Annotated in this window: 23 protein-coding genes; 4 read left to right on the top strand and 19 right to left on the bottom strand. The window is 69.5% G+C overall.

Annotated features, from left to right (window positions below):
- Positions 1–8: 8 nt before the first annotated feature.
- The 6 genes from K7G59_RS23990 to K7G59_RS24015 form a co-directional block, all read right to left on the bottom strand.
- Entirely contained in the window at positions 9–1,067 is a 1,059-nt protein-coding gene (locus K7G59_RS23990) for a YafY family protein (protein ID WP_225837538.1), read from the bottom strand.
- 19 nt (positions 1,068–1,086) lie between these two features.
- Positions 1,087–2,088: a YafY family protein gene (locus tag K7G59_RS23995; RefSeq protein ID WP_225837540.1), complete on the bottom strand. Its 1,002-nt coding sequence runs from the start codon at positions 2,086–2,088 to the stop codon at positions 1,087–1,089.
- A 140-nt stretch (positions 2,089–2,228) separates the two neighbouring features.
- Entirely contained in the window at positions 2,229–2,609 is a 381-nt protein-coding gene (locus tag K7G59_RS24000; RefSeq protein ID WP_225837542.1) for an FKBP-type peptidyl-prolyl cis-trans isomerase, read from the bottom strand.
- 89 nt (positions 2,610–2,698) lie between these two features.
- Entirely contained in the window at positions 2,699–3,703 is a 1,005-nt protein-coding gene (locus K7G59_RS24005; protein ID WP_225837544.1) for an FKBP-type peptidyl-prolyl cis-trans isomerase, read from the bottom strand.
- 144 nt (positions 3,704–3,847) lie between these two features.
- Positions 3,848–5,209 (bottom strand): Pup--protein ligase, encoded by a 1,362-nt coding sequence (gene pafA / locus K7G59_RS24010; RefSeq protein WP_225837547.1) that lies wholly within the window; start codon positions 5,207–5,209, stop codon positions 3,848–3,850.
- 9 nt (positions 5,210–5,218) lie between these two features.
- On the bottom strand, positions 5,219–6,478 hold the full coding sequence (locus tag K7G59_RS24015; RefSeq protein ID WP_225837550.1) for an MFS transporter: 1,260 nt from the start codon (positions 6,476–6,478) through the stop codon (positions 5,219–5,221).
- Positions 6,479–6,606: 128 nt separating this feature from the next.
- Between K7G59_RS24015 and K7G59_RS24020 the strand changes: the two genes are divergently transcribed.
- Complete coding sequence (locus K7G59_RS24020; protein WP_225837552.1) at positions 6,607–7,623, top strand: LacI family DNA-binding transcriptional regulator; 1,017 nt, start codon at positions 6,607–6,609, stop codon at positions 7,621–7,623.
- Positions 7,624–7,681: 58 nt separating this feature from the next.
- Here the strand turns inward: K7G59_RS24020 and prcA are convergent, their stop codons facing one another.
- The 6 genes from prcA to arc all read right to left on the bottom strand — a co-directional run bounded on the left by prcA (position 7,682) and on the right by arc (position 13,822).
- On the bottom strand, positions 7,682–8,437 hold the full coding sequence (gene prcA / locus K7G59_RS24025) for a proteasome subunit alpha (protein ID WP_225837554.1): 756 nt from the start codon (positions 8,435–8,437) through the stop codon (positions 7,682–7,684).
- A 62-nt stretch (positions 8,438–8,499) separates the two neighbouring features.
- Positions 8,500–9,345 carry a proteasome subunit beta gene (gene prcB, locus K7G59_RS24030; protein ID WP_225837556.1) on the bottom strand — a complete coding sequence of 282 codons (846 nt, stop codon included), beginning with the start codon at positions 9,343–9,345 and terminating at the stop codon, positions 8,500–8,502.
- Positions 9,297–9,890, bottom strand: coding sequence for an endonuclease VII domain-containing protein (locus K7G59_RS24035; RefSeq protein ID WP_225837579.1), 594 nt, complete (start codon positions 9,888–9,890; stop codon positions 9,297–9,299). The genes prcB and K7G59_RS24035 overlap by 49 nt, the downstream gene beginning before the upstream one ends.
- A gap of 32 nt (positions 9,891–9,922) precedes the next feature.
- The gene (locus K7G59_RS24040) at positions 9,923–10,141 is read right to left on the bottom strand and encodes a ubiquitin-like protein Pup (RefSeq protein WP_225837558.1); all 219 of its coding nucleotides are present in this window, start codon (positions 10,139–10,141) and stop codon (positions 9,923–9,925) included.
- Between the two features lie 171 nt (positions 10,142–10,312).
- The gene (dop, locus tag K7G59_RS24045) at positions 10,313–11,824 is read right to left on the bottom strand and encodes a depupylase/deamidase Dop (protein WP_374114268.1); all 1,512 of its coding nucleotides are present in this window, start codon (positions 11,822–11,824) and stop codon (positions 10,313–10,315) included.
- Positions 11,825–12,055: 231 nt separating this feature from the next.
- Entirely contained in the window at positions 12,056–13,822 is a 1,767-nt protein-coding gene (gene arc / locus K7G59_RS24050; RefSeq protein ID WP_225837561.1) for a proteasome ATPase, read from the bottom strand.
- A gap of 581 nt (positions 13,823–14,403) precedes the next feature.
- Here arc and K7G59_RS24055 point away from each other — a divergent pair.
- Positions 14,404–14,706 carry a ferredoxin gene (locus K7G59_RS24055; protein WP_225837563.1) on the top strand — a complete coding sequence of 101 codons (303 nt, stop codon included), beginning with the start codon at positions 14,404–14,406 and terminating at the stop codon, positions 14,704–14,706.
- A 22-nt stretch (positions 14,707–14,728) separates the two neighbouring features.
- Here K7G59_RS24055 and K7G59_RS24060 read toward each other — a convergent pair whose 3' ends face one another.
- From K7G59_RS24060 to K7G59_RS24070, 3 genes are all read right to left on the bottom strand, one after another.
- On the bottom strand, positions 14,729–15,310 hold the full coding sequence (locus K7G59_RS24060; protein WP_225837565.1) for a hypothetical protein: 582 nt from the start codon (positions 15,308–15,310) through the stop codon (positions 14,729–14,731).
- Positions 15,311–15,528: 218 nt separating this feature from the next.
- Entirely contained in the window at positions 15,529–16,431 is a 903-nt protein-coding gene (locus tag K7G59_RS24065) for a tRNA (adenine-N1)-methyltransferase (RefSeq protein ID WP_030608343.1), read from the bottom strand.
- Between the two features lie 38 nt (positions 16,432–16,469).
- Positions 16,470–18,011 (bottom strand): site-2 protease family protein, encoded by a 1,542-nt coding sequence (locus K7G59_RS24070; protein ID WP_225837567.1) that lies wholly within the window; start codon positions 18,009–18,011, stop codon positions 16,470–16,472.
- Positions 18,012–18,188: 177 nt separating this feature from the next.
- Between K7G59_RS24070 and K7G59_RS24075 the strand changes: the two genes are divergently transcribed.
- Together K7G59_RS24075 and K7G59_RS24080 are read left to right on the top strand one after the other, a co-directional pair.
- Complete coding sequence (locus tag K7G59_RS24075; RefSeq protein WP_225837569.1) at positions 18,189–19,130, top strand: RecB family exonuclease; 942 nt, start codon at positions 18,189–18,191, stop codon at positions 19,128–19,130.
- 14 nt (positions 19,131–19,144) lie between these two features.
- Complete coding sequence (locus K7G59_RS24080) at positions 19,145–19,816, top strand: response regulator transcription factor (protein WP_014671700.1); 672 nt, start codon at positions 19,145–19,147, stop codon at positions 19,814–19,816.
- Between the two features lie 99 nt (positions 19,817–19,915).
- On the opposite strand, the gene K7G59_RS24085 is transcribed toward K7G59_RS24080, so the two are convergent.
- From K7G59_RS24085 to K7G59_RS24100, 4 genes are all read right to left on the bottom strand, one after another.
- Positions 19,916–21,493 (bottom strand): ABC transporter substrate-binding protein, encoded by a 1,578-nt coding sequence (locus tag K7G59_RS24085; protein WP_225837571.1) that lies wholly within the window; start codon positions 21,491–21,493, stop codon positions 19,916–19,918.
- A gap of 98 nt (positions 21,494–21,591) precedes the next feature.
- On the bottom strand, positions 21,592–23,196 hold the full coding sequence (locus K7G59_RS24090; protein ID WP_225837572.1) for an ABC transporter substrate-binding protein: 1,605 nt from the start codon (positions 23,194–23,196) through the stop codon (positions 21,592–21,594).
- Between the two features lie 436 nt (positions 23,197–23,632).
- The gene (locus K7G59_RS24095) at positions 23,633–24,373 is read right to left on the bottom strand and encodes an HAD family phosphatase (RefSeq protein WP_225837573.1); all 741 of its coding nucleotides are present in this window, start codon (positions 24,371–24,373) and stop codon (positions 23,633–23,635) included.
- Positions 24,374–24,579: 206 nt separating this feature from the next.
- A partial coding sequence (locus tag K7G59_RS24100) for a vitamin B12 dependent-methionine synthase activation domain-containing protein (RefSeq protein ID WP_225837574.1) occupies positions 24,580–24,826 on the bottom strand: 247 nt, incomplete at its 5' end.

Consider the following 24,826-nt stretch of genomic DNA (forward strand, 5'->3'; position numbering starts at 1 on the left):
AGACTCGCTCAACGCCCTCGCTCCTGACTGTCGTGAACCCTGCCGTCCCGCCCGCCCGCGCCGGGCATTCCGTGCGCCGCCGCCATCGGCATGTCGTACGCCGCCAGCGCCTCGCGGGCCGCCCGGCGGGCACTGTCGGCCAGCTCGGGAGGCGAGACGATGCGCCCGTCACCGCCCAGCCGCAGCGCGAGCCGTCTCAGCGAAGCCGGATCGGGGGTGCGCAAGGTGATACGCAACCCGCCGTCGGGAAGCTCATCGGCACTGTCGTGCGGGTAGTACTCGGCGACCCAGCGGCCACCGGGCCCCACCTCGACCACCACCTCCGGGTCCTCGGCGGCCGGCTGCACCAGCCCCTCCGACAGGTCCCGCGGCTCGATCTCGGGCGGCGCGGACGGCTCGTCCAGAATCCTGATCTCGGCGACCCGGTCCAGCCGGAACGTACGCCGCGCCTCGGAGCGGCGGCACCACGCCTCCACATACGTGTGCCCGACACTGACCAGGCGGATCGGGTCGATCTCGCGCTCGGTCAGCTCGTCCCGCGCGGGCGAGTAGTACCGGATCCACAGCCGGCGCCGCTCGGAGATCGCCCGGTCGACATCGGCGAAGACACCGCCCTCCGACTCGAACGTCACCGACAGCCGGGAACTGGCGCCGGCCGCCTCACCGGCCGCGGTCTCCACCTTGGCCGTCGCCCGCAGCAGCGCCTGCCGGTCGCCCTCCCGGAGCCCCGGCAGGGTCGACACCGCGCGGGCGGCCACCAGCAGGGCCGTGGCCTCGTCGGCGGCCAGCCGCAGCGGCTCGGCCGCGTCCTCGCCGAGCGCGGCCGGGTTGTGCCACCAGATGCACTCACCGTCGGTGTCGATGTCCAGCAGGTCGCCGCCCCGGAAACTGGTGCCGCACATGGGCAGCAGATCCAGGTCGGAGACCAGTTCGTCCTCGGTGATGCCGAAGGCGCGCGCCACGTCCGCGATCCGGGCGCCGGGCCGCTCCCGCAGATACGTCACCAGGGACAGCATCCGCCGGGTCTGGTCGATGGCGTTCACGGGCCTCGCCGGTTTGCCTGCCATGATCCTTCTCCGCTCCCCCTCAGCCCTTGGCCACGGCACGCAGCCGGTCCACCACGTCGGCCCGCAGCTCGGCCGGCTCCAGGACCACCACGTCCGGCCCGAACTCCACCAGCCAGGCGTCCAGACCGTGCCCGTACGGGATTTCCAACTCGTCCCAGCCGTCGCTCAGTTCGCGGACCCGGGTGGCTTTCGCCCGAAGGGGGTACCCCGCGCCGGAACGCAGCCGGATCAGCGCCGAACGGTCGGCTATCTCCCCCGCCCAGCCCGCAACCGTCTCGCGCACGGTGACGACGTCCGGCACGGGCACGGTGAAGCCGGTGCCCCGGGAGCGCACCCTGCCGGTGATCCGGGAGAGCCGGAAGACCCGCTCGGCACCCCGGTCCCGGTCCCAGCCCGCCAGGTACCAGTGGCCGCGCCAGCACTCCAGCGCCCACGGCTCCACCTGCCGGGTCTCGGGGTGCGCGGCGGTGGCCTTGCGGTAGTCGAAGACGACCGGCCGGCGGTCACGGCAGGCCAGCATCAGCGGCTCGAAAGCGGCCTCGTGCACCGGAATGTGCGGCTCCAGCGCACCGTGCGCCTCGTAGGGGTCGACATCCTCGGGCAGTCCCGCGGCGCGCAGCTTCTGCAGAGCACCACTGGCGGCACCCGCGAGCCGGGCCTGCTGCCACACCTTCGCGGCGAGCCCGAGGGCGGCGGCCTCCTCGGCGTCCAGTGTGATCGGCGGAAGGCGGTTGCTGTCCCGGCGGGCCAGGTAGCCGATCTCGCCGTCGATGTTCTCGACGGTCTCGATCACCAGACCCAGCTCGCGCAGGTCGTCCTTGTCCCGCTCGAACATCCGGTTGAAGGAGTCGTCGGAACCGGCCGCACCCTTGTCCGGCCTGGAGAGCACACCGCGCTCCGGCCTGGACGCCTCGCGGTACGCCTCGATGGAATCACGCAGCTCGCGCTTGCTGAGCGGGCGCCGCGTCCCCAGCAGACACAGCGCCAGGTTCATCAGCCGCTCGGCCTTGGCAATGGCCATCGACGCCCTTCGCCTTCCCTATGGTGCTTCCGACCGATGACCGTACCGCTCCGAAGTGTCCAGGCAAAAGCCGACCAGGAAAGGCAGCAAAGGGGAGGGGCCCGTGCGGACAGCACGGACCCCTCCTCGACCGGAACCGGTCAGCGCTTGGCAACGCCCATGAGGTCGCAGACGAAGATCAGCGTCTCGCCCGGGGCGATCCGGCCACCGGCGCCACGGTCGCCGTACGCCAGGTGCGCAGGGATGGTCAGCTGGCGACGGCCGCCGACCTTCATGCCCTGTACGCCCTGGTCCCAGCCCTTGATGACCTGGCCGACGCCGAGCTGGAAGTCCAGCGGCGTCCCCCGGTTCCAGGACGCGTCGAACTCCTCACCGGTGGAGAAGGCGACACCCACGTAGTGGACCTTCACGAAGTCGCCGGCCTTGGCCTCCTCGCCGTCACCCTCCCAGATCTCCTTGATCTCGAGGTCCGCCGGGGGCTCGCCGCCCGGGAAGTCGATCTCGGGCTTCTCGATGTTCACGTCACTTGCTCCTGCATGTGTACGACACGAAACAAGAACAGTCTTTCATCCCCGCGGCCCCCTCGGCCGCCAGCGGCCCGCCACGCGCCCTACATCGCAGCGAGGATGTCCACCGTGTACACGAGCGTCGAACCCTTCTTGACCACACCACCGCCCGGCGGGGTGTCCCCGTAGCCCAGGTCCGGCGGTACGACCACCAGGACCCGGCTGCCCACCTTCTTGCCCGTCAGCCCCTCGGCCAGCCCCTTGACGACCTGCTGCATCCGCGCGATCGAGATCTGGCTGAGCCGGCCCGAACCGTACGTCCGCTGGAACGTCTTGCCGCCGTCCCACACCAGGCCCTGGAACTGACACAGGACCGCCTGCTCGGCCGTGACCTCGGGGCCGTCGCCCTCCAGGACGTACGTCGACACGAGCTTCTTCGGCGGCGCCGTCCTCGGCACGGTGACCTTGGGCACCATACCGTCGGTGTTGGTGGCGACCGTCGGCAGCGCCGGGTCACTCTGCGCGACGGGCTTGCCCTTCACGGAACTCTTCGAGTCGTAGACCTCGAGCAGGTCGACGACGAAGACCAGCGTGTCGTCGCCCTTGATGCCCGCCTTCGGGTAGCCCGACGGGCCGTACCCCAGATTCGGCGGAACGGCGATCTCGATGCGGCTGCCCACCTTCTTGCCCGCCAGCGCGTACCGCCAGCCGTCGATGAGGCTGCCCTGGGCGAGCTGCATCACCAGGGGCTGCTTGCGGTCGTAGGAGTTGTCGAAGACCTTGCCGGTGTCCCAGATCTGGCCGAGATAGTCCGCCCGGATGAAGTAGTTCTCCCCGACCGTACGCCCACTGCCCGCGATCACCGTCTTCACCGCCAGGTTCTTCGACGGCTCACCCGGTCCTTTCGCCACGACCGGCTTCTCACCGAACTTCGTGCCCGCCGTGATCGCCGGCAGCGGCGCGTCCACGGTCTTCGGCGGAGGCGCGGCGGACACCGAGCCCGACGGCGACACGCCGGCCTTGCTGGAGTCGGACTTGCCGTCACCGCATCCGGCGAGCGTGACCAGTCCTGCGGGTACGGCGGCGAGGAGGAGCGAACGTCGGCGCACGGAGAAGCCTCGTAATCGGTCGATCTTGCGGAATCGGGTGCGCGCAACTCTACGACGCCACACGGGCGCCGTACGAGAAACGTACGGCGCCCGTGTGGCGTTGCCGCAAAACCACGGCGAAACGCTTGACGCACAAGCCCTTCGCTACATTCCGGCGATCAGCTTCTCCACCCGGTCGTCCACCGAACGGAACGGGTCCTTGCACAACACGGTGCGCTGCGCCTGGTCATTGAGCTTCAGGTGCACCCAGTCGACCGTGAAGTCCCTGCGCTGTTCCTGCGCCCTGCGGATGAAGTCACCGCGCAGCCGGGCCCGAGTGGTCTGCGGAGGAACCGACTTGCCTTCGAAGATCTTCAAGTCGTTGCAGATGCGGGCGGCTTGCCCCTTCTTCTCCAACAGGTAGTACAGGCCACGACGGCGATGGATGTCGTGGTAGGCGAGGTCTATCTGAGCGACCCGCGGATGCGACATGGTCATGTTGTGCTTGGCCCGGTACCGCTCGATGAGTTTGTACTTCATGACCCAGTCGATCTCGGTCTCGATCCGGTCCAGCTCCTCGGTCTCGATCGCCTCGAGCGTACGCCCCCACAGCTCCAGGACCTGCGCGACCGTGCCCGTGCGGATGCCACGCCGGTCGCAGAAGTCCACCGCCTTGTCGAAGTACTCCCGCTGCACCTCCAGCGCCGACGCCTCCCGGCCGCTGGCCAGCCGCACCTTGCGCCGGCCCGTGATGTCGTGACTGACCTCGCGGATCGCCCGGATCGGGTTCTCCAGAGTGAGGTCGCGCATCACCGTGCCCGCCTCGATCATGCGCAGCACCAGGTCGGTCGCACCCACCTTGAGCAGCATCGTCGTCTCGGACATGTTCGAGTCGCCCACGATGACGTGCAGCCGGCGGTAGCGCTCGGCGTCCGCGTGCGGCTCGTCGCGGGTGTTGATGATGGGGCGGGACCGGGTCGTCGCCGAGGAGACGCCCTCCCAGATGTGCTCCGCGCGCTGGCTGACGCAGTAGACCGCGCCGCGCGGCGTCTGCAGGACCTTGCCCGCACCGCACAGCAGCTGCCTCGTCACCAGGAACGGGATGAGAATGTCCGCGAGCCGGGAGAACTCCCCGTGCCGGGCCACCAGATAGTTCTCGTGGCAGCCGTAGGAGTTGCCCGCCGAATCGGTGTTGTTCTTGAAGAGGTAGACGTCGCCCGCGATTCCCTCCTCGTGCAGGCGTCGTTCCGCGTCCACCAGGAGTCCTTCGAGAATGCGCTCGCCGGCCTTGTCGTGGGTGACCAGTTCGATCACGTTGTCACATTCGGGTGTCGCGTATTCCGGATGTGACCCCACGTCGAGATAGAGCCGGGCGCCGTTTCGCAGAAACACATTGCTGCTGCGGCCCCATGACACGACACGGCGGAAGAGGTACCGCGCCACCTCGTCAGGAGACAGGCGCCGCTGTCCCCTGAACGTGCACGTGACGCCGTACTCGTTCTCCAGCCCGAAAATGCGGCGGTCCATGAGGGAACATTACGCCCGATCCCCGGAGCTGAAACGGGGTTCGACAACACGATTTGGATCATTTTCCGGTGAAGCCGCAACGACCCCGCCCCGCACGGGAGCTGCGAGGACCCCTCCGGTGGCCAGCAGGACCAGCAAAGACACCGCCCCCGCCGCGCCCGGCACCGCGAAACCCCACAGCGCCCCGCCCTCCTCGACCACCGGCCCTGCCAGACCCGTCCCCGTCGACGCACCCACCGTGAAGGTCGTCACAAGCCAGGAGAAGGCCTCGGTGACCGTCCCGCTCGGCGCATGCCGGTCGACGATGATGAACGCACAGGCGATCGTCGGCGCCAGAAACAGCCCGGAGACCGCGCTCAGCCCCACCATCACCACCGCGCCCGGCATCAGCATCAGCGGCAGGTAACACACCGCCAGAAGGGCCACCAGCACCCGCAGTCGCCGCTCCGGCGCACCGGCCCACTGCCGCGCCCCGTAGACGGTGCCGCCCACCAGCGCCCCGAGGCCCAGCCCCGCCATCAGCCAGCCGTACACCGCGTCACCGCCGTGCGCGTCGGCGTACGGCACCGAGGCAACCGCGATCGAGCCGAGCGCGATGCCGATGAACAGGAAGGCGCCGAGCAGGACCAGCAGGCCCGGCGAGCGCAGCGCGCCCAGCCAGTGCGCCTCACGGGGCGCCGAACGCCACGCGCGCGAGGGCGGCGAGACGACCACCGAGAGCGCGCCCAGCACGCCCAGGGCGTTCAGCACGAGCAGCGCCGCCCGCTCCGACCACAACGACACGCACAGGGTCACCAGCAACGGCCCGAGAGTGAACATGACTTCCTGCGCGATCGCGTCCATGGCGTACGCGGTGTGCACCTGCTCCTCGCGGCGCAGCACCGAGGGCCACAGGGCACGCAGACCGCCCTCCAGCGGCGGCGTGAACAGACCGGCCGCCCCCACGGCGAGGCAGGCGAGCAGGAGCCGGTCGGTGCCGGAGAAGGCGAAGACGGCCATGGACAGGGCCGACAGCAGGGCCGCCGGCAGCTGCACCCGGGGCTGGCCGTACAGGTCGACCAGCCGGCCCAGCGCCGGCTGCCCCACGGCGTTGCAGATGCCGTACACGGCCGCCAGAGCGCCCGCGAGGCTGTACGTGCCGCCCTCGGCGCGCACGAACAGCACCAGGGTGATCGAGGCCGTCGCGTTGGGCAGCCGGCCCACCAGGGTGCCCGTGAGCAGCCGGAACGCGTGTCTCGACCGGAGGATCTCCAGGTATCCCGTGGCCATGTCCTGCCCCTCACAGCTCGCCCGGGGCGCCTCTACGCCCTACGTGTTACGTATAACTACCTCGCTCATACGTACCATGTGCGCTGTTCACACGTCCAGGCGAACGACTTCAAGGGGAGCGCACCGCGGTGGCACACAGCAGCACGCGCCCGACCAGCCGTGACGTCGCCCAGGCGGCCGGAGTCTCACAGGCGGCCGTCTCGCTCGTCCTGGGCGACAAATGGCGTGGCCGGGTCTCCGAGACCACCGCCGAACGGGTGCGGGAGGCCGCGCGCGACCTCGGCTACCGCCCCAACCTCGCCGCCCGCAACCTGCGCCTGGGCCGCACCCGCACGGTCCTGCTCGTCGTACCGGCCCTGACCACGGAGTTCTTCGCCGGCGTCTACACCGGCGCCGCCCGCGTCGCCGCTGAGCACGGCTTCGGCGTGGTGCTCTACCCCTCCCCCGAAGGCATCGGCCCCGCCCGCGACCCGTTCGCCTCCGCACAGACCGCCCTCGACGGCGTCATCGCCTCTTCCATGGCCGCCGACGCCCTCACCGCCATCCGCGGCGACCAGCTCCCCCTCGTCATGCTCGACAGCGACCCCGAGGGCAGCCTCGGCGCGGCCACGGTCAACCTGGACATCGCCGACGGCGTCCGCCAGGTCACCGAACACCTGCTCGGCCTCGGCCACCGCCGCGTCCTGCACCTGGCCGCCGACGTCCCCTCCTGGACCTTCGAGGTACGCGCCCGCGAACTGGCCGCCCGCATGGCCGTCGTACCGGGCACCGAGATCCGCATCGCCCGCGCCCCCATCTCCATCGAAGGCGCCCGGACGGCCACCGAGAGCGCACTCACCACCCCCGGCCCCCGGCCCACGGCGATCGTCTGCGACGACGACAAACTCGCCGCCGGCGCCTACAAGGCCCTGCGCCGCCTCGGCCTGCGCGTCCCCGACGACGTCTCCGTCACCGGCCTCGACGACCTCGCCCTGGCCACCGCCATCGACCCCGAACTCACGACCGTGCGCCTGGACGCCGAGCTCTTCGGCGAACGCGGCATGCACGCCCTCATGGCCGTCCTGGAGGGCCGCGAGCCGCACGGCGGCGACATCCCGGTGGAACTCGTCGTACGCGGCTCCACGGCACCGCCGCGCACCCTCTGAACGTGACGGGCCCCGGCCGGAAGCACCGACCGGGGCCCACCACAGCGGAAGGGGGGGACTACTCCTCCCCGGACTCCGCCTCCGACTCAGAGGACTCCGCCTCGCTCGCCGCGCCCTCCGCCTCCAGCAGGCGCGCCAGCTCACGGCCGACGATGCGCTTGAACTTGCGCTTCTGCGGACGTGTACGGTCCAGGACCGCGACCTCCAGACGCTCGGCCGGAATCTCCCGCTGCGAACCGTTCGACTCGCGGGACAGGGCCTGCACCGCCAGCTTCAGCGCCTCGGCCAGACTCATCCCGTCCTGATGACGCTGGTCCAGGTAGTTGCTGATCAGCTCCGCATTGCCGCCGACCGCGACCGAACCGTGCTCGTCCACGATCGAACCGTCGTGCGGCAGCCGGTAGATCTGGTCACCCTCCGGGGTCTCCCCCACCTCGGCGACCACCAGCTCCACCTCGTACGGCTTCTCCGCCGCCGACGAGAAGATCGTTCCCAGCGTCTGCGCGTACACGTTCGCCAGGCCACGCGCGGTCACATCGTCGCGGTCGTACGTGTACCCGCGAAGATCGGCGTACCGCACACCGCCGATCCGCAGATTCTCGTACTCGTTGTACTTCCCGGCCGCCGCGAAACCGATCCGGTCATAGATCTCGCTGAACTTGTGCAGCGCACGGGACGGGTTCTCACCGACGAACACAATGCCGTCGGCATACTGCAGCACGACCAGACTGCGGCCTCGGGCGATGCCCTTACGGGCGTACTCCGCCCGGTCGGCCATGGCCTGCTGGGGTGAGACATAGAACGGCGTCGACACCGGTTATCCGTCCCTTTCTGTGATGGTCACTGGATCACCTTCGACAAGAACCGGGCCCGCGCTCAGAGCAGGGCGGCCTTCGGACCGTCCGGCTCCTCCAGACGCCGCTGGAGCACCGCGCGTGAGAGCCCGGAGGACTCCTCCTCCGTCAGCCGGCGGAAACCGTCGTCGGTGATCACCGTGATGATCGGGTAGATCCGGCGGGCGACATCGGGACCACCGGTCGCCGAGTCGTCGTCAGCCGCGTCGTACAGCGCCTGGACCACCAGGGTCGTGGCCTGCTCCTCGGTCAGGTCGTCACGGAACAGCTTCTTCATCGCACCGCGGGCGAAGATCGAGCCCGAGCCCGTCGCCGCGAAGTTCTGCTCCTCGGACCGGCCGCCCGTGACGTCGTAGGAGAAGATCCGCCCCTTGTCCCGGTCCAGGTCGTACCCGGCGAACAGCGGGACCACGGCCAGACCCTGCATCGCCATGCCGAGGTTGGAACGGATCATCGTCGACAGCCGGTTCGCCTTGCCCTCCAGCGACAGCTGAGCACCTTCGACCTTCTCGAAGTGCTCCAGCTCCAGCTGGAAGAGCTTCACCATCTCCACGGCGAGACCGGCGGTGCCGGCGATACCGACGGCCGAGTACTCGTCCGCCGGGAACACCTTCTCGATGTCCCGCTGGGCGATCACATTGCCCATGGTCGCCCGACGGTCACCGGCGAGCACCACGCCCCCGGGGAACGTGACGGCCACGATGGTCGTCCCGTGCGGCGCCTCGATCACCCCCTGCGTGGGCGGAAGCTGCCGGTTGCCGGGCAGCAGCTCGGGCTGGTGCTCGGACAGGAAGTCCATGAACGAGGCGGACCCAGGCGTCAGGAAGGCAGCTGGTAGACGCCCGGTGCTACGAGTGTTGGCTTCCACAGGTTTCCTTCCAGATAGGCAGCTGCCCGGCGTACGGCGTCGGGGTCGTCTCCCCATTTGCCGATGGCCGAGTTGCAGTTGAAGCACAGTACGCCACGGACCCTACCCGTCGTGTGGCAGTGATCCACATGCACAGCGGGGGCGTCCAGGCAGATCGCACAGAGTCCACGCTGAGCGGCGACCATGGCGTCACGTTCGGCTTCGGTCAGGCCGTGGTTGCGTTTCAGGTGATTCGCTCGCCCCTCGGCCGCGCGACATGCCTTGCAGCGCGTTGAGAGTCCGTCCGAAGCGGACGCATTGCGGTGCCACTCGCTCCACGGCCTGATCTCGCCGCTCCTCAGACAGAGCTTGTGCCCGTAGGGCACGTCGGCCCTCGGACGCACCTTCCGCCCCAGGCTCTCCTGACGCCTCCGGTGACAGTCCGACGCGCAATCCCTGCAGTGCTGCTGCAGGCCATCGAGATGGGACCGCCTGCGGTGGAAGGCTGCGCGCGGCTTGTTCTCACCACACCGCGCACAGCGTTTCAGACCCTCTTCACTTGCCAACTCGAGCGCCCCCACCGCCTTCAATTCGAAGGCTACTCGCCGCCCTTTTGAACGAAACTACGAACGAAGTCCTCGGCGTTCTCCTCCAAGACGTCATCGATCTCGTCCAGTACCGAGTCCACGTCATCGCTCAGCTTCTCGTGTCGCTCCTTGAGGTCTTCCGAGGCCTGCGCGTCCTGCGCCTGCTCCTCGATCTCCTCGGTGGAACGCGTGGCCTTCTGCTGGCCGCCGCCGGTGTCCTTGGTCGCCATAACCCTCACCCCGCTCAGTTCGCCTGCCGATCGGTGATGATCAGACCCTACAAGCCGGGTCCGACATCGGCCCCGCAGTTTCTCCAACATACGGGGCCTGCTTCGATGATTCCCGGGCGGCGGGATTTCCACCCTGTCCGCCCGGGGTGGTGCACGGGCCCGCGAGCGCGCTCAGCTGCCGGACAGGACCCTGACCAGGTCTTCCGCGGTGCGGCAGCGGTCCAGCAGCTCCTTGACGTGATTTCGCGTTCCGCGTAGCGGTTCCAGGGTTGGGACGCGCTGGAGGGAGTCCCGGCCCGGGAGGTCGAAGATCACGGAGTCCCAGCTCGCCGCCGCCACATCGTCCGCGTACTGCTCAAGGCAGCGCCCGCGGAAGTACGCGCGCGTGTCCTCCGGCGGCTTCGTACGGGCTCGATCGACCTCGGACTCGTCCAGGAGCCGCTTGATGCGTCCGCGGGCCGCCAGGCGGTTGTAGAGGCCCTTCTCGGCGCGTACATCGGCGTACTGGAGGTCGACGAGGTGGAGCCGGGCGGCGTCCCAGTCGAGGCCGTCGCGGCGGCGGTAGCCCTCCATGAGTTCGCGCTTGGCGACCCAGTCGAGTTCGCCTGCGAGGCTCATCGGGTCGTTCTCGAGCCGGTTGAGAGTGTCCTCCCAGCGGGAGAGGACATCCTTGGTCTGTTCGTCGGCGTCGGCCCCGAAGCGCTCCTCCACGTACTTGCGGGACAGTTCGAAGTACTCCATCTGGAGTTGGACGGCGGTGAGCGTGCGACCACTGCGGAGAGTGATCAGCCGCTTCAGGCCGGGGTCGTGGGAGACCTGGTGGAGGGTGCGTACGGGCTGGTCCACGGCGAGGTCGACGGCGATGAAGCCGTCTTCGATCATGGACAGCACCAGGGCTGTCGTGCCGAGTTTCAGGTACGTGGAGATCTCGGAGAGGTTCGCGTCGCCGATGATCACGTGCAGGCGGCGGTACTTCTCCGCGTCCGCGTGCGGCTCGTCGCGGGTGTTGATGATGGGCCGCTTCAGGGTCGTCTCCAGGCCGACCTCGACCTCGAAGTAGTCGGCGCGCTGGCTGATCTGGAAGCCGTGTTCGTGGCCGTCCTGGCCGATGCCGACACGGCCGGCGCCGGCGAAGACCTGGCGGGAGACGAAGAACGGGGTGAGGTGGCGCACGATGTCCGAGAAGGGGGTCTCCCGCTTCATCAGGTAGTTCTCGTGCGTGCCGTAGGAGGCGCCCTTGTTGTCGGTGTTGTTCTTGTAGAGGTGGATGGGCTGGGCTCCGGGGAGCTGGGCCGCCCGCTCCGCGGCCTCCGCCATGATGCGTTCGCCGGCCTTGTCCCAGAGGACGGCGTCGCGCGGATTGGTGACCTCGGGGGCGCTGTACTCCGGGTGGGCGTGGTCGACGTACAGTCGCGCACCGTTGGTGAGGATCACGTTGGCCAGGCCGATGTCCTCGTCGGTGAGCTGGCTGGCGTCGGCGGCCTCGCGGGCGAGGTCGAAGCCTCGCGCGTCCCGCAGCGGGTTCTCCTCCTCGAAGTCCCAGCGGGCCCGGCGGGCCCGGTGCATCGCCGCCGCGTAGGCGTTGACGATCTGGGACGAGGTGAGCATGGCATTGGCGTTGGGGTGGCCGGGGACGGAGATGCCGTACTCCGTCTCGATGCCCATTACTCGCCGTACGGTCATGCGGCCCTCCTTGCCCGGCGGCACCCTCGGTCGTGGGCGCCGCTGACGTACCGCTGGCGCTCCGGTGCGTGTGCGGTGCCCGTCCCCGCACTGCGCGACTCGGCGGTAGGACAGAGCCTAGAACGCCTTTGCGCTGGTGGGGAGATCATTTGCGTCATTGCCTGCTCCGGTCGTGGGCGGAAAAGCAGCGGCTGCGGGTGCCCGTGGTGGGCACCCGCAGCCGCCCCGCCGTCAGAGGTACTGGCCGGTATTCGCCACCGTGTCGATGGAGCGTCCGGTGTCGGCGCCCTGCTTTCCGGTGATGAGGGTGCGGATGTAGACGATCCGTTCGCCCTTCTTTCCGGAGATGCGGGCCCAGTCGTCCGGGTTGGTGGTGTTGGGGAGGTCCTCGTTCTCCTTGAACTCGTCCACGCAGGCCTGGAGGAGGTGGGAGACGCGCAGGCCCTTCTGGTTCTTCTCCAGGAAGTCCTTGATCGCCATCTTCTTGGCGCGGCCCACGATGTTCTCGATCATGGCGCCGGAGTTGAAGTCCTTGAAGTAGAGGACTTCCTTGTCACCGTTGGCATAGGTGACTTCCAGGAAGCGGTTCTCCTCGGATTCGGCGTACATCTGCTCGACCGCCGTCTGGATCATGCTCTGGACGGTCGTGGCCTTGTCGCCGCCGTGCTCACCGAGGTCGTCCGCGTGGAGCGGGAGGCGCTCGGTCAGGTACTTGCCGAAGATGTCCTTGGCGGCCTCGGCGTCGGGACGCTCGATCTTGATCTTCACGTCGAGGCGGCCGGGACGCAGGATGGCGGGGTCGATCATGTCCTCGCGGTTGGAGGCGCCGATGACGACCACGTTCTCCAGGCCTTCGACACCGTCGATCTCGGCGAGCAGCTGGGGGACGATGGTGTTCTCCACGTCGGAGCTGACGCCGGAGCCGCGGGTGCGGAAGAGGGATTCCATCTCGTCGAAGAAGACGATGACGGGAGTGCCCTCGCTGGCCTTCTCACGCGCACGCTGGAAGACGAGGCGGATCTGCCGCTCGGTCTCGCCGACGTACTTGTTGAGCAGTTCCGGGCCCTTGATGTTGAGGAAGAAGCTCTTGCCGGCGGCCTGGCCGGTGACTTCGGCGACCTTCTTGGCGAGCGAGTTCGCGACAGCCTTGGCGATGAGCGTCTTTCCGCAGCCGGGAGGGCCGTAGAGCAGGACGCCCTTGGGCGGGCGCAGCTCGTGCTCCTTGAAGAGGTCCGGGTAGAGGTACGGCAGCTCGACCGCGTCGCGGATGGCCTCGATCTGGTTGGTGAGGCCGCCGATCTGCTCGTAGCCGATGTCGGGGACCTCTTCGAGGACGAGCTCCTCGACCTCGCTCTTGGGCACGACCTCGTAGACGTAGCCGGAACGGGGTTCGAGCAGGAGGGCGTCGCCGGCGCGGATGGTGGCGTCCAGCAGCGGCTCGGCGAGCCGCACCACCCGTTCCTCGTCGGTGTGCCCGAGCACCAGGGCGCGTTCGCCGTCCTCGAGGATCTCCTTGAGGGTGACGATGTCTCCGACGCGCTCGAACTCCATGGCGTCGACCACGTTGAGGGCTTCGTTGAGCATGACCTCCTGGCCGCGCCGGAGGTCGTCGAGGTCGATGCTCGGGCTGACGTTCACCCGGAGTTTGCGGCCGCCTGTGAAGATGTCGGCGGTGCCGTCCTCGTTGGCCTGCAGGAAGACGCCGAAGCCGGCCGGCGGCTGGGCGAGACGGTCGACCTCCTCCTTGAGGGCCACGATCTGGTCGCGGGCCTCGCGGAGCGTGTTGGCCAGGCGTTCGTTCTGGGCGGAGACGCCGGCCAGGTTGGTCTGCAGCTCGACGATCCGCTCTTCGAGAATCCTCGTGTGCCGCGGAGAGTCGGCGAGCTTGCGTCGCAGGACGGCGATCTCCTGCTCAAGGTAGGCGATCTGCCCGGCCGGGTCGTCGGACCCTCGTCCCGGGCGGATGCCGCGGTTCATGTCGTCGTCGTGGGCTGCCACGGTCCTCACCTCCTCCAAGGGGAGCTGGACGCTTCCAGACCCTACCTGGGTGGGTGTCGATTGAAACCCCTAGATCACAATGACTGTCAAGGTGTGTCGTCGGTCACCCGGTGCGCTCCCTCCCGCACGGAGGGGATACCCACTCAACGTGATTCAGAAGCGGGTTGTTCCGTGTCCAGAGTGGTCAATACCCGTCAGGACTGGCCGGAGTTGTCCGTTCCAAGCTGGTTGGCCCGTACGCGGGCAGCCCGCAGGGCGCTCGCACGGTCATCACGCAGAGCGACGGTTCGGGCGGGCGATGTCACGGCGGGTGCGGCGTGAAGTGATCGCCCTGCGGCTGGTGCCCCCTTCTGGCCGGGCGTCGGGTGTGCCCTGCCGGCCGGACGCCGGTGTGTCTGCCGGTCGGGCGCTGGTACCCCGGCGGGCGTGGGCGGAAACCCGTGGGACCGGGACATGTGGCCGGATGTGGTCGATCACGGCGGGGCGAACGGCGAGGGTAGGGTCTGGGTGTTCGACAACCGCTGGAGCGGACCCGGCCGGCGATCGCGCCGGGGGCGCCCGGTGAACCTACGGCAGGAGAGATGACCGTGCAGCAGGAGGCCCTGGGCGGGGAGGCGCTGGAGGTCTGGATCGACCAGGACCTGTGTACCGGCGACGGGATCTGCGTCCAGTACGCGCCCGAGGTGTTCGAGCTGGACATCGACGGGCTGGCCTATGTGAAGGGCGCGGACGACGAACTGCTGCAGGCCGTGGGTGCGACGACGCCGGTGCCGCTGCCGCTGCTCGCGGACGTGGTGGACTCGGCGAAGGAGTGTCCCGGCGAGTGCATCCACGTGCGCCGGGTCTCGGACGGGGTCGAGGTGTACGGGCCCGACGCGGGGTGAGCCCCGGCCGGGTCCGGGCGGGTCAGACGCTGTGGGCCGCGTCGGGCGTGGAGCGGATGAAGGCGCTGCCGTTCCACCGCCATGTCGTCGCGGTCTTCACGTCGGGGCAGCAACTGGGCACGGCGTCCGACGAGTAGCCGAGCAGGGTGGCCGATACGGTGCGCGCGCGCAGCGCGAAGTCGGTGACGGTGAGCCGGTCCTTGGGGTCGACGAGGGTGGCGACGACGCGGGCCTTGCGGCCGTCGGTGCCCCGGGTGAGGACGTAGACGCCATCGGGCGGGGTGCCCATGGCGGCGTCGCAGTGCACGACGGCGACGGTTTCCGGTCTGCCGTCGCCGTCGAGGTCTCCACCGGCCTGCTTGACCACCACGGCCTTGACCGGTCCGCAGTTCAGCGGGAAGGCGACGCCTTTGGCACTGGGCGGGGCGACGGCCGCGGGGGCGGATCTGGGCTGGGTGCCGGAGGCGGGCTGGGCGGCGGTGGCCGAGCCGGGCTGCACGACGGAGGAGAGGGCGACCACGCCGGCTACGGCGGTGGCGGTGGCGACCCAGTGGATGGGCCGGGTGTGGGTGTGGGCTAGCTCCGGAACGGCGGATGGCTGCACTAGGAGTGTCTCCTGTGAGGGCTGTGCCGGTGGGGTGGCCAGCATGGTGCCACACGTCACAGTGCGGGGGAACGGCGGGGTCCGGGATTCCCCCGGGGCCCTGGTGCCCTGTCAACGGGCGGGCGCCGTGCCGGAGTTCCCGGTTCCGGTCGGGAACCGGGGCACGGCGCCCTCGCGTCGTCCCGGCGCGGGTCGGCCGGTCGCGGGCGGACGGCCGGTCAGCGGCCGGCGCCGCCGTCGGCGTTGGGCCCTGCGTAGTCCTCGCCGTAGGCGCCCTTGGCGGGGCGGCGGCGGCGCATGGGCGGCTCGACGCCGTCGGCGAGGCGGCGGGCGGTGAGCAGGAAGCCGGTGTGGCCGATCATCCGGTGGTCGGGGCGGACCGCCAGACCCTCGATGTGCCAGTTGCGGATCATGGTCTCCCAGGCGGTCGGCTCGTTGAAGCAGCCGATCTCCCGGATGGACTCGACGGTCCGGGCCAGCTGGGTGGTGGTGGCCACGTAGCAGCACAGGATGCCGCCGGGGACGAGCGCTTTGGAGACGGCCTCCAGGCACTCCCAGGGGGCGAGCATGTCGAGGATGACGCGGTCGACGTCGGTGTCGGACAGGTTGTCCTGGAGGTCGCCGACGGTGAGCTGCCAGGCGGGGTGGGGGCCGCCGAAGTAGCGCTCCACGTTCTGCTTGGCGATCTCGGCGAAGTCCTCGCGGCGCTCGTAGGAGTGCAGCATGCCCTGGTCGCCGATGGCGCGCAGCAGGAAGCTGCTGAGCGAGCCGGAGCCGACGCCGGCCTCGACGACGCGTGCGCCGGGGAAGATGTCGGCGAAGGCGAGGATCTGCCCCGCGTCCTTGGGGTACACGACGGCTGCCCCGCGGGGCATGGACAGGACGTAGTCGGGGAGCAGGGGGCGCAGCGCGAGGTAGGCCACGTTGCCGGTGGTACGGACAACGCTGCCCTCGGGAGCGCCGATCAGTTCGTCGTGCGGGAAGGAGCCCTTGTGGGTGTGGAAGTTCTTCCCGGCTTCGAGCGTGAACGTGTAGTGGCGGCCCTTGGGGTCGGTCAGCTGAACCTGGTCCCCGACCTTGAAGGGCCCGCGCCTGCGGGCGGCACCGGTCGGTTCGGACATGTGAACAGACTACCGGCCTTTGCGGGGGCCGCCGACCACTAGGAGCCGGGCCGGGCCATGGCCTTCACGAAGGCGCGCTCGACGTCGGCGGCGGACAGGACGCCGTAGATCTCCCCGGTCTGCTCGACCACGAGGTACTCGGTGGCGGGGGTCGCGCGCAGGGCGTCGAGCAGGTCCTCTCCGGCGAGTTCTGCGGAGACCCGCATGCCGTCGGTGAGGTCCTGGGCGAGGCCTCCGACGGCCACCCAGGGCCGGCGGTGTTCGGGTACGCCGACGATGGCGGCCTCGCGGACGAGGGAGAGGGGGTTGCCGTCGGCGTCGACGACGACCAGGGCGCGGGCGCCGGCGGCGTTGGCGCGGCGCAGGGCCTCGGAGAGCGGGGTGTCGGTCTGGACGGGTACGGCGCGCCGGGTGAGGGTCCGGGCGCGCAGGTCGGGCAGGTGTTCGCGCAGCCGGGCCATGCGCAGGCTGTTGCCGGCCCCGGTCCAGATGATCGCGGCGAGGATGGCGGCGAGCAGGGCGTCGGTGACGGTGTCCATGCCGCCGGTGGTCTCGCTGCCGTCGCCGAGGGCACCGGACTGGTTGAGCAGCGGCAGGCCGATCAGGACGGTGAGCGCGAGGGCGCGGCCGACCCAGGCGGCGGCGACGGTGCCGCTCATGGGTCTGCCGGTGATCTTCCAGACGACGGCGCGGAGCATCCGGCCGCCGTCGAGGGGCAGTCCGGGCAGCAGGTTGAAGATCGCCACGAGGAGGTTGGAGACCATGAGGCCGGCGAGCAGGACGCCGGGTACGGTGCCGGGTTCGACGGGCTTCATCGCGAGGTAGAACAGTCCGGCCAGGACCAGGGAGAGCAGCGGTCCGACGAAGGCCAGGACGAATTCGCGGCCGGGGGTCTCGGCCTCCTTCTCGATCTCGGAGACGCCGCCGAAGAACTGGAGCTGGATGCGGCGGACCGGGAGCCCGAAGCGGATCGCGGCGACCGTGTGGGCCAGTTCGTGGACGAGGACGGAGGCGTAGAAGGCGACCGCGAAGAACAGGGAGACCAGGTAGCGGGCGGCGCCCAGCTCGGGCAGGACGCGGTCGAGCTGGCCGCCGAAGACCCAGGTGATCAGCGCGGCGACGAGGAACCAGCTCGGGGCGACGTAGACGGGGACGCCGAAGGGGCGGCCCATGAGGATCCCGCCGCCGGGTTCCCTGGGCCGCGGCTGGGGCGGTTCGCCCTTGGCGATGCCGGAGTGGGCGAGGGAGCGGTGGTGGTCGGCGGACGCCGCCGCGCCGGTGTCGGCGCCGGTGTCGGCGCCGGTGTCGGCTTCAGCGCGGGGGACGGCGTCGGCGTCGCTCGTGCCGACCGCTTCGGCCCCGTCGGCCGTTTCGGCCCCGCCGTCCGCTCCCGTCCCTTCGCCCGGAGCCTTCCTTTCGTCCGCATCGTCCGGGTCCGTCTTACGGAGGCGCGGGGCTTCGTCGCGCTGCGGCACGGGGTGGTCGGTGGATCCGGTCGCCGGGGCCGCAGGACCTGGGGTGGGCTCGGTCGGCTCGTCGTTGCCGGACCGCGGCTGCCCGCTACCGCCGCTCACGTCCACGGTGTCCCCTCGTTCGAAGCGTCTCCCGCGCCTGCCGGGCGGAAGGTCTCGAGTCGATGGTATGCGGCCTTGATGGCACGTTTCGCCCCGGCACCCTTTGTGTTCCGCCCGCGGTCACGTGGTCGTGGTGGCCCGTCATCGGGCCACTGTCAGTGGCGGGCCGTAAGGTCTGTGGTCATGGAGAGCAGCATCCAGGACGGCGGAGTCGGCGGTGTCGGCGGAGTCGGCGGAGTCGGCGGCGGCGCGGCGGGCGAGGCGGAGCGCGTGCCGGTCGCGCCCACCTCGCTGTCGCCCTCGCGGGCCAGTGACTTCATGCAGTGCCCGTTGTTGTACCGGTTCCGGGTGATCGACCGGCTGCCGGAGAAGCCGAGCGAGGCGGCGACGCGGGGCACGCTGGTGCACGCGGTGCTGGAGCGGCTCTTCGACGCGCCGGCCGGGGAGCGGACGGCGCCGCGGGCCAAGTCGCTGATCCCTGGGCAGTGGGACCGGCTCAGGGAGAGCAGGCCGGAGGTCGGTGAGCTGTTCGCCGACGATGCGCAGGGCGAGCGGCTGGCGCAGTGGCTCGGTGAGGCCGAGCGGCTGGTGGAGCGCTGGTTCACACTGGAGGATCCGACGCGGCTGGAGCCTGCCGAGCGCGAGCTGTTCGTGGAGGCCGAGCTGGAGTCGGGGCTGCGGCTGCGCGGCATCATCGACCGGGTCGACGTGGCGCCCACCGGTGAGGTGCGGATCGTCGACTACAAGACGGGTAAGGCGCCGCGCCCGGAGTACGCGGAGGGGGCGCTGTTCCAGATGAAGTTCTACGCCCTCGTGGTGTGGCGGCTGAAGCGGGTGGTCCCGCGCCGGCTGCAGCTGGTGTATCTGGGCAGCGGGGACGTGCTGACGTACGACCCGGTCCTCGCGGACCTGGAGCGGGTGGAGCGCAAGCTGCTCGCGCTGTGGGAGGCGATCCGGCACGCGACGGAGAGCGGGAACTGGCGGCCCCGGCCGACCAAGCTGTGCGGCTGGTGCGACCACCAGGTGCACTGCCCGGAGTTCGGCGGCACTCCCCCGCCGTATCCGCTGCCGGTGAGGGCGGCCGGATCGGACGAGGTGTCGCAGGGCAGAATGGGGCCGGACTAGCGAAGGAGTGTCACGTGGCCATCCGCGTCCTACTGGTCGACGACCAGCCGCTGCTGCGTACCGGGTTCCGGATGATCCTGGAGGCCGAGCAGGACATCGCGGTCGTGGGCGAGGCCGGTGACGGCCTTCAGGCTCTCGACCAGGTGCGGGCCCTGCAGCCGGATGTCGTGCTGATGGACATCCGCATGCCCCGGATGGACGGTGTGGAGGCCACCCGGCAGATCACCGGGCCGGGGCGCGACGGCCCGGCGAAGGTGCTGGTGCTGACCACGTTCGACCTGGACGAGTACGTGGTGGAGGCGCTGCGCGCCGGGGCGAGCGGCTTCCTGCTGAAGGACGCGCCCGCCAACGAACTGGTGCAGGCGATCCGGGTCGTGGCGGCGGGCGAGGCGATGCTGGCGCCGAGCATCACGCGCCGGCTGCTGGACAAGTACGCGACGCATCTGCCCTCCGGAGAGGAGCCCGTGCCGGACACCCTGCACACGCTCACCGACCGTGAGGTGGAGGTGCTGAAGCTGGTGGCGCGCGGCCTGTCGAACGCGGAGATCGCGGCCGATCTGTTCGTCAGCGAGACCACGGTCAAGACCCATGTGGGGCATGTGCTGACGAAGCTGGGGCTGAGGGACCGGGTGCAGGCGGCGGTGTACGCGTACGAGAGCGGGCTGGTGCGTCCCGGCGCCCAGTAGGCACGGCAGGCCGCGCGGACCGCCCGGCACGGCCGGTGGGTACGGCGCCGGAGGGCGCCCTTCCCCCCGCGGGAAGGGCGCCCTCCGGCGTGAGCGGGCTCAGTCCTTGCTGAGTTCCCAGAACCGGAAGACGGTCGAGGCGTCCAGGCAGTACTCCAGGCCGTAGACGCCGTCGCGGACGACCGCGTACTGCTTGGCCTGCCACACCGGCAGGACGGGCAGTTCGGCGGCGACGATGTCCTGGAGGCGGCCGAAGTCCTTGTCGGTCGCGCTGCGGTCGCTCTGCGCGGCCGTGCTCGGGATGAGGGAGCCGGTGATGGTGCGGTTGGTGTAGTTGTTGCCCAGCACGTTGCCCTTGCCGAAGAAGGGCGCGGTGAAGTTGTCGGCGTCCGGGTAGTCAGGCACCCAGCCCTTGACGTACACGCCGTACTTGCCCTGGGCGATGTCCTTCTCGTACTGGTCGAAGGCGACGGACTTCACGTCGGCCTCGAACAGCCCGCTCGCGTTGAGCTGACCGGCGATGGCCTTCAGCTCCTCGTCGGTGGCGGGGCCGTAGCGGGAGGGCGTGGACCACAGGGTGAGCTTGACCTTGCCGGTGATGCCCTCGGCCTGCAGCGCGGCGGCGGCCTTGTCCCGGGAGGGGCGGGCGCCGTAGGTGTCGAAGAAGGCCGTGTTGTGGCCGGCGATGCCCGCCGGGATGATCGAGTACAGCGGGGCGGCGGTGCCCTGGTAGACGTTGTTGATCAGGGCGTCGCGGTCGATGAGGTAGGCGATGGCCTTGCGGACGCCGAGCTTTCCGGTGACCGGGTCCTTCATGTTGAAGACCAGGTGCTGGACCTCGGCGCTGCTGCCTTCGATGACGTCCACGCCCTTGCCGTCCTGCTGGTCGAGGCCGGCGACGTCGGAGGCGGACAGACCTCGGTAGGCGATGTCGATGCCGCCGTCGAGGAGGGCCTTCTTCAGGGCGGCGCGGTCGCCGTGGAAGAACTTCAGGGTGACGCCGGAGTTCTTGACCTTGGCGGTGCCCTCGTACTTGCCGTTGACGGAGAAGACGGCCTTGTCCTTGTCGAAGGAGTCCAGCTTGTAGGGGCCGGAGCCGACCGCCTTGCCGTCGGTGCGCAGGCCGTTCGCGTCGTACTGCCGGTGGTCGACGATGGAACCGGCACCGGAGGCGATCTTGCTGGGGAAGGTGGCGTCCGGGGCCTTCATCCTGAAGACGACGGTCTTCGCGTCCGGTGTCTCGACCTTGTCGAGCAGCGGGAACATGATGGCGGGGCCGGCGGAGTCGTTGATCTTCAGCATGCGGTCGAAGGAGAACTTCACGTCCTCGGAGGTGAGGGCGTCACCGTTGCTGAACTTCAGGCCGTCCTTGAGTTCGCACTTGTAGACCATGGCCTGGGTGTCGGTGAAGGCGCAGTCCTTCGCCACCTCGGGCTGGGGCTGCGTCGCTCCCTTGGGGAAGCTGAGCAGGGATTGGAAGACGTTGTTGAACAACAGCCAGGAACCGGGGTCATAGCCGGATGCCGGGTCCGTGGCGAGGACGTCGTCGGACATCCCCATCACCACGGAGGAGCCGGTGCCCCCGGAATCACCGGACCCCGAGCCGCAGCCTGTCAACAGGCCGGAGGCCAGCCCCGCCACGATGGGCAGGACTGGCCACTGGTTGCGCATGTTCACTTGAAATGTGCCTTGTCGTCGGTTCGTCATCCCGGGGCCGCCGTCCTGGCCCCGGGTTGTCCGGGGCAGCCGTCCCTGGCCCCCGGATGAGAGAGCCGTCAGCCGCTCACACCGCGGCCGAGCTCCCACAGCTGAAGGGTGGATGAGGCGTTCAGGGCGTAGGAGATGCCGGTGATGTCGTTCCGTGCGGCGACGTACTGCTTGCCCTGCCACAGCGGCAGGACCGGGACGTCCTCGGCGACGATGTCCTGGATCGCCGTCAGGCTGCTGGCGGCGTTGCTCCGGTCGGCCTCGCGGCGGGACGCCGGGATCAGGGTGCGCTGGATCGTTGGGTTGGAGTACGGCGAGCCGAGGAAGTTGTCCTTGTCGAGGAAGGGCGCGAGGAAGTTGTCGGCGTCCGGGAAGTCGGGGAACCAGCCCATGCCGTAGACGTCGTACTCGCCCTTCTGCTCGGCAGGACGGTAGGTCGCCCAGGGGTGGCCCTGGATGGCTGCCTGGAACAGGCCGCTGTCGTTGAGCTGCTTCTGCAGGACCTGGAACTCCCGCTTGGTCGCGGCGCCGTAGTGGTCGGTCGAGTAGTGCAGGGTCAGCTTCACCGGCGTGGTGATGCCGGCCTTGGCCAGCAGGTCCTGTGCCTTCGCGACGCTCGGGTTGCCGTACTTGTTGAAGAACGAGTTGGAGTGGCCGGTGACGGTCGCCGGGACCAGCGAGTACAGCGGCTCGGCCTGGATACCGTAGACCTTGGAGACGAGTTCGCCGCGGTCGATGAGCTGGGCCATGGCCTGGCGGACGGCCTTGGACTTCACGCTCGGGGCATTGGTTTCGAAGGCCAGGTAGCGGATCTCGAGCCCCGGCATGTCGACGAGGTCGACGTTGTGGTCGGTGCCCGCGTCGAGCCGACGGATCTGGGCCGGCGTCATGGTGTGGGTCATGACGTCGATGTCGCCCTTGTCGATGGCGGCGCCCATCGCCTCGGCGGTGTCGAACGTGCGCAGCACGACCTGGCTGTTGCTGACCTGCAGGCTGCCCTTGTAGTTGGGGTTCTTGGTGAAGGTCGCGCTGGCGCCCGTGTTGTTGTTCACGTCGATCTTGACGGTGTACGGGCCGGAGCCGTCGATGGCGAAGCCGTCGCGGAGTTTGCCCTTCGGGTAGTTCTTGGGATTGACGATGCCCGCGACCGGGGTGGACAGCTTGTACGGGAAGGTGGCGTCGGCCGTCTTGAGGTGGAAGACGACGTCGTGGTCGCCCTGCGTCTCGATGGTGTCGATGGTGTTCAGCAGCGCAGAGACACCGCTGCTGGACTTGATGCGCAGGGCACGCTCGATGGAGTACTTGACGTCCTCGGCGGTCACCGGGTCGCCGTTCGCGAACTTGAGGCCGTTACGCAGCTTGCAGGCGTAGCGCTCGTTGCCGCTGTCGGTGAAGCCGCAGCTCTCGGCGGCCTCGGGGACGGGATCGCCCTCCCCCTTGGGCTGGACCATCAGGGTCTGCACGGTCTGACGCAGGACGTTCCACGTGGCCTCGTCGTAGGCGTAGGCCGGGTCGACGGGTGCGGGGGCGTCCTTGGTGGCGGTGAACCGGTCCGTGGTGCCGACGACGATGGCGTCACCGTTCTTGCTCCCGCTGTCGGATCCGCCGCACGCGGCGAGAACCGGGGTGAGGAGGCCGACCACTGCCGGCAGCACCAAAGTCTTGCGGTTCATGCGGGAGTTTCTCCAGAGCTGTTCGAATCCGTGGACCCGGCATGCATGGGTGGTGCTGCGGCGGGCCACGGGGATGGTGCGATGTTCTCGGCGATGAGATTAGTCCGCGCCCAAAGGGCGGTTCACAGCCGTGCGGGCAGAGCCTCCATCACGCAGCGAGACCGGGTGTGGACAGACCGAACACCCGACAGCGGCAGGATTCGTGCGGCTTCCCCTCAATCGGGACACAAGGGCACGCTGCCCGCCCCGCGGGAGAGCCGGGGAGCACCGATTGACAACGTTGTCGAGATCGGCGCGAGTGGGGAATTTCACACCTGCCAACTCGCATGGAGGTTACCCGAATTCAGCCGATCGACCGGTCTCGAATTCTTCCGGTGGACCTTCCCCGGAATTTTGTCAAGTACACAAAGAAAATCTTTGCACGCTGGGTGAACGGTCAGCGCACTTCCGTCATCAAGGCGCGCAGAAATGCCAGATCGACCTCTTCGAGCGAGGTGATGACCGTGCGCCGGTCGCCCGGGGTGATGGGGGCTACGGAGGGGACGGCGACCACCTGGCACCCGGCGGCCTCGGCGGCGGCGACGCCGGTGGCGGTGTCCTCGACCACGGCGCACCGGGCGGGGTGCACACCGAGCCCGGCGGCGGCGAGCAGATACGGGTCCGGGTAGGGCTTGGTGCGCGAGACCTCGTCGCCGGCGATGGACAGGGTGAAGTGGTGCGCGCCCAGCACGGTGAGCACACGGTCGATGATGCGCCGGTGGGAGGCGGAGACCAGAGCCGTCGGAATGCCGTGCTCGTGGAGTTCGGCGAGGAGCCGGGCGGCGCCCGGCATCAGCGGCAGGGCGCGGCCGATGCGGTCCTCGAAGCCCTCGTTGAGCAGCGTCATGAGGTCGGTGAGGGCGATGTCGGCGCCGGTGGCCTCGATGAGGAAGCCGGCGCTGCGGGTCATCGGGCCGCCGACCACGACGTGCCGCCAGGACTCGTCCAGGGTGTGGCCGAGGGCGGCGAAGACCTCGACCTCGACGTCCCACCAGAAGCCTTCGGTGTCCACCAGGGTGCCGTCCATGTCGAGGAGCACCGCCTGCAGGGTGGACTGTTCGGCCGTTGGGGTCTGTCCTGCCCGAGCGGACTCGAGAGCCTGGGTGACGGCCGCTGGCGCGGGGACCGTGCTGGTCATCCGGCGCACCTCCTTGAGGGACGGTCAGGCCGGCTCCCGAGCGGGAACCGGCCTGCGGTGGGCCGACCAGTGTACGTCTGCGGCCGTCGAAATGCCCTTGTTTATCGCTGGAGCTCCGGGGTACCCCCAAAACACCCCCGCCGCAGGCCAGGAGGGCCTTCAGGTGCGCCTGGGACGGCCTGGGCGGCGGGCGTGTCGGCGGGGTGTCACCGGGCGTTGAAGTACTTGGCCTCGGGGTGGTGGATCACGATGGCGTCCGTGGACTGCTCGGGGTGCAGCTGGAACTCCTCGGACAGGTGGACGCCGATCCGCTCGGGCTTGAGCAGCCCGGCGATCTTGGCGCGGTCCTCCAGGTCCGGGCAGGCGCCGTAGCCGAGGGAGAAGCGGGCACCCCGGTACTTCAGGTCGAACATGTCCTCGATGTTGCTCGGGTCCTGCCCGCCGAAGCCCAGC

Source organism: Streptomyces sp. NK08204 (genome assembly GCF_020400585.1).
GTDB lineage: Bacteria > Actinomycetota > Actinomycetes > Streptomycetales > Streptomycetaceae > Streptomyces.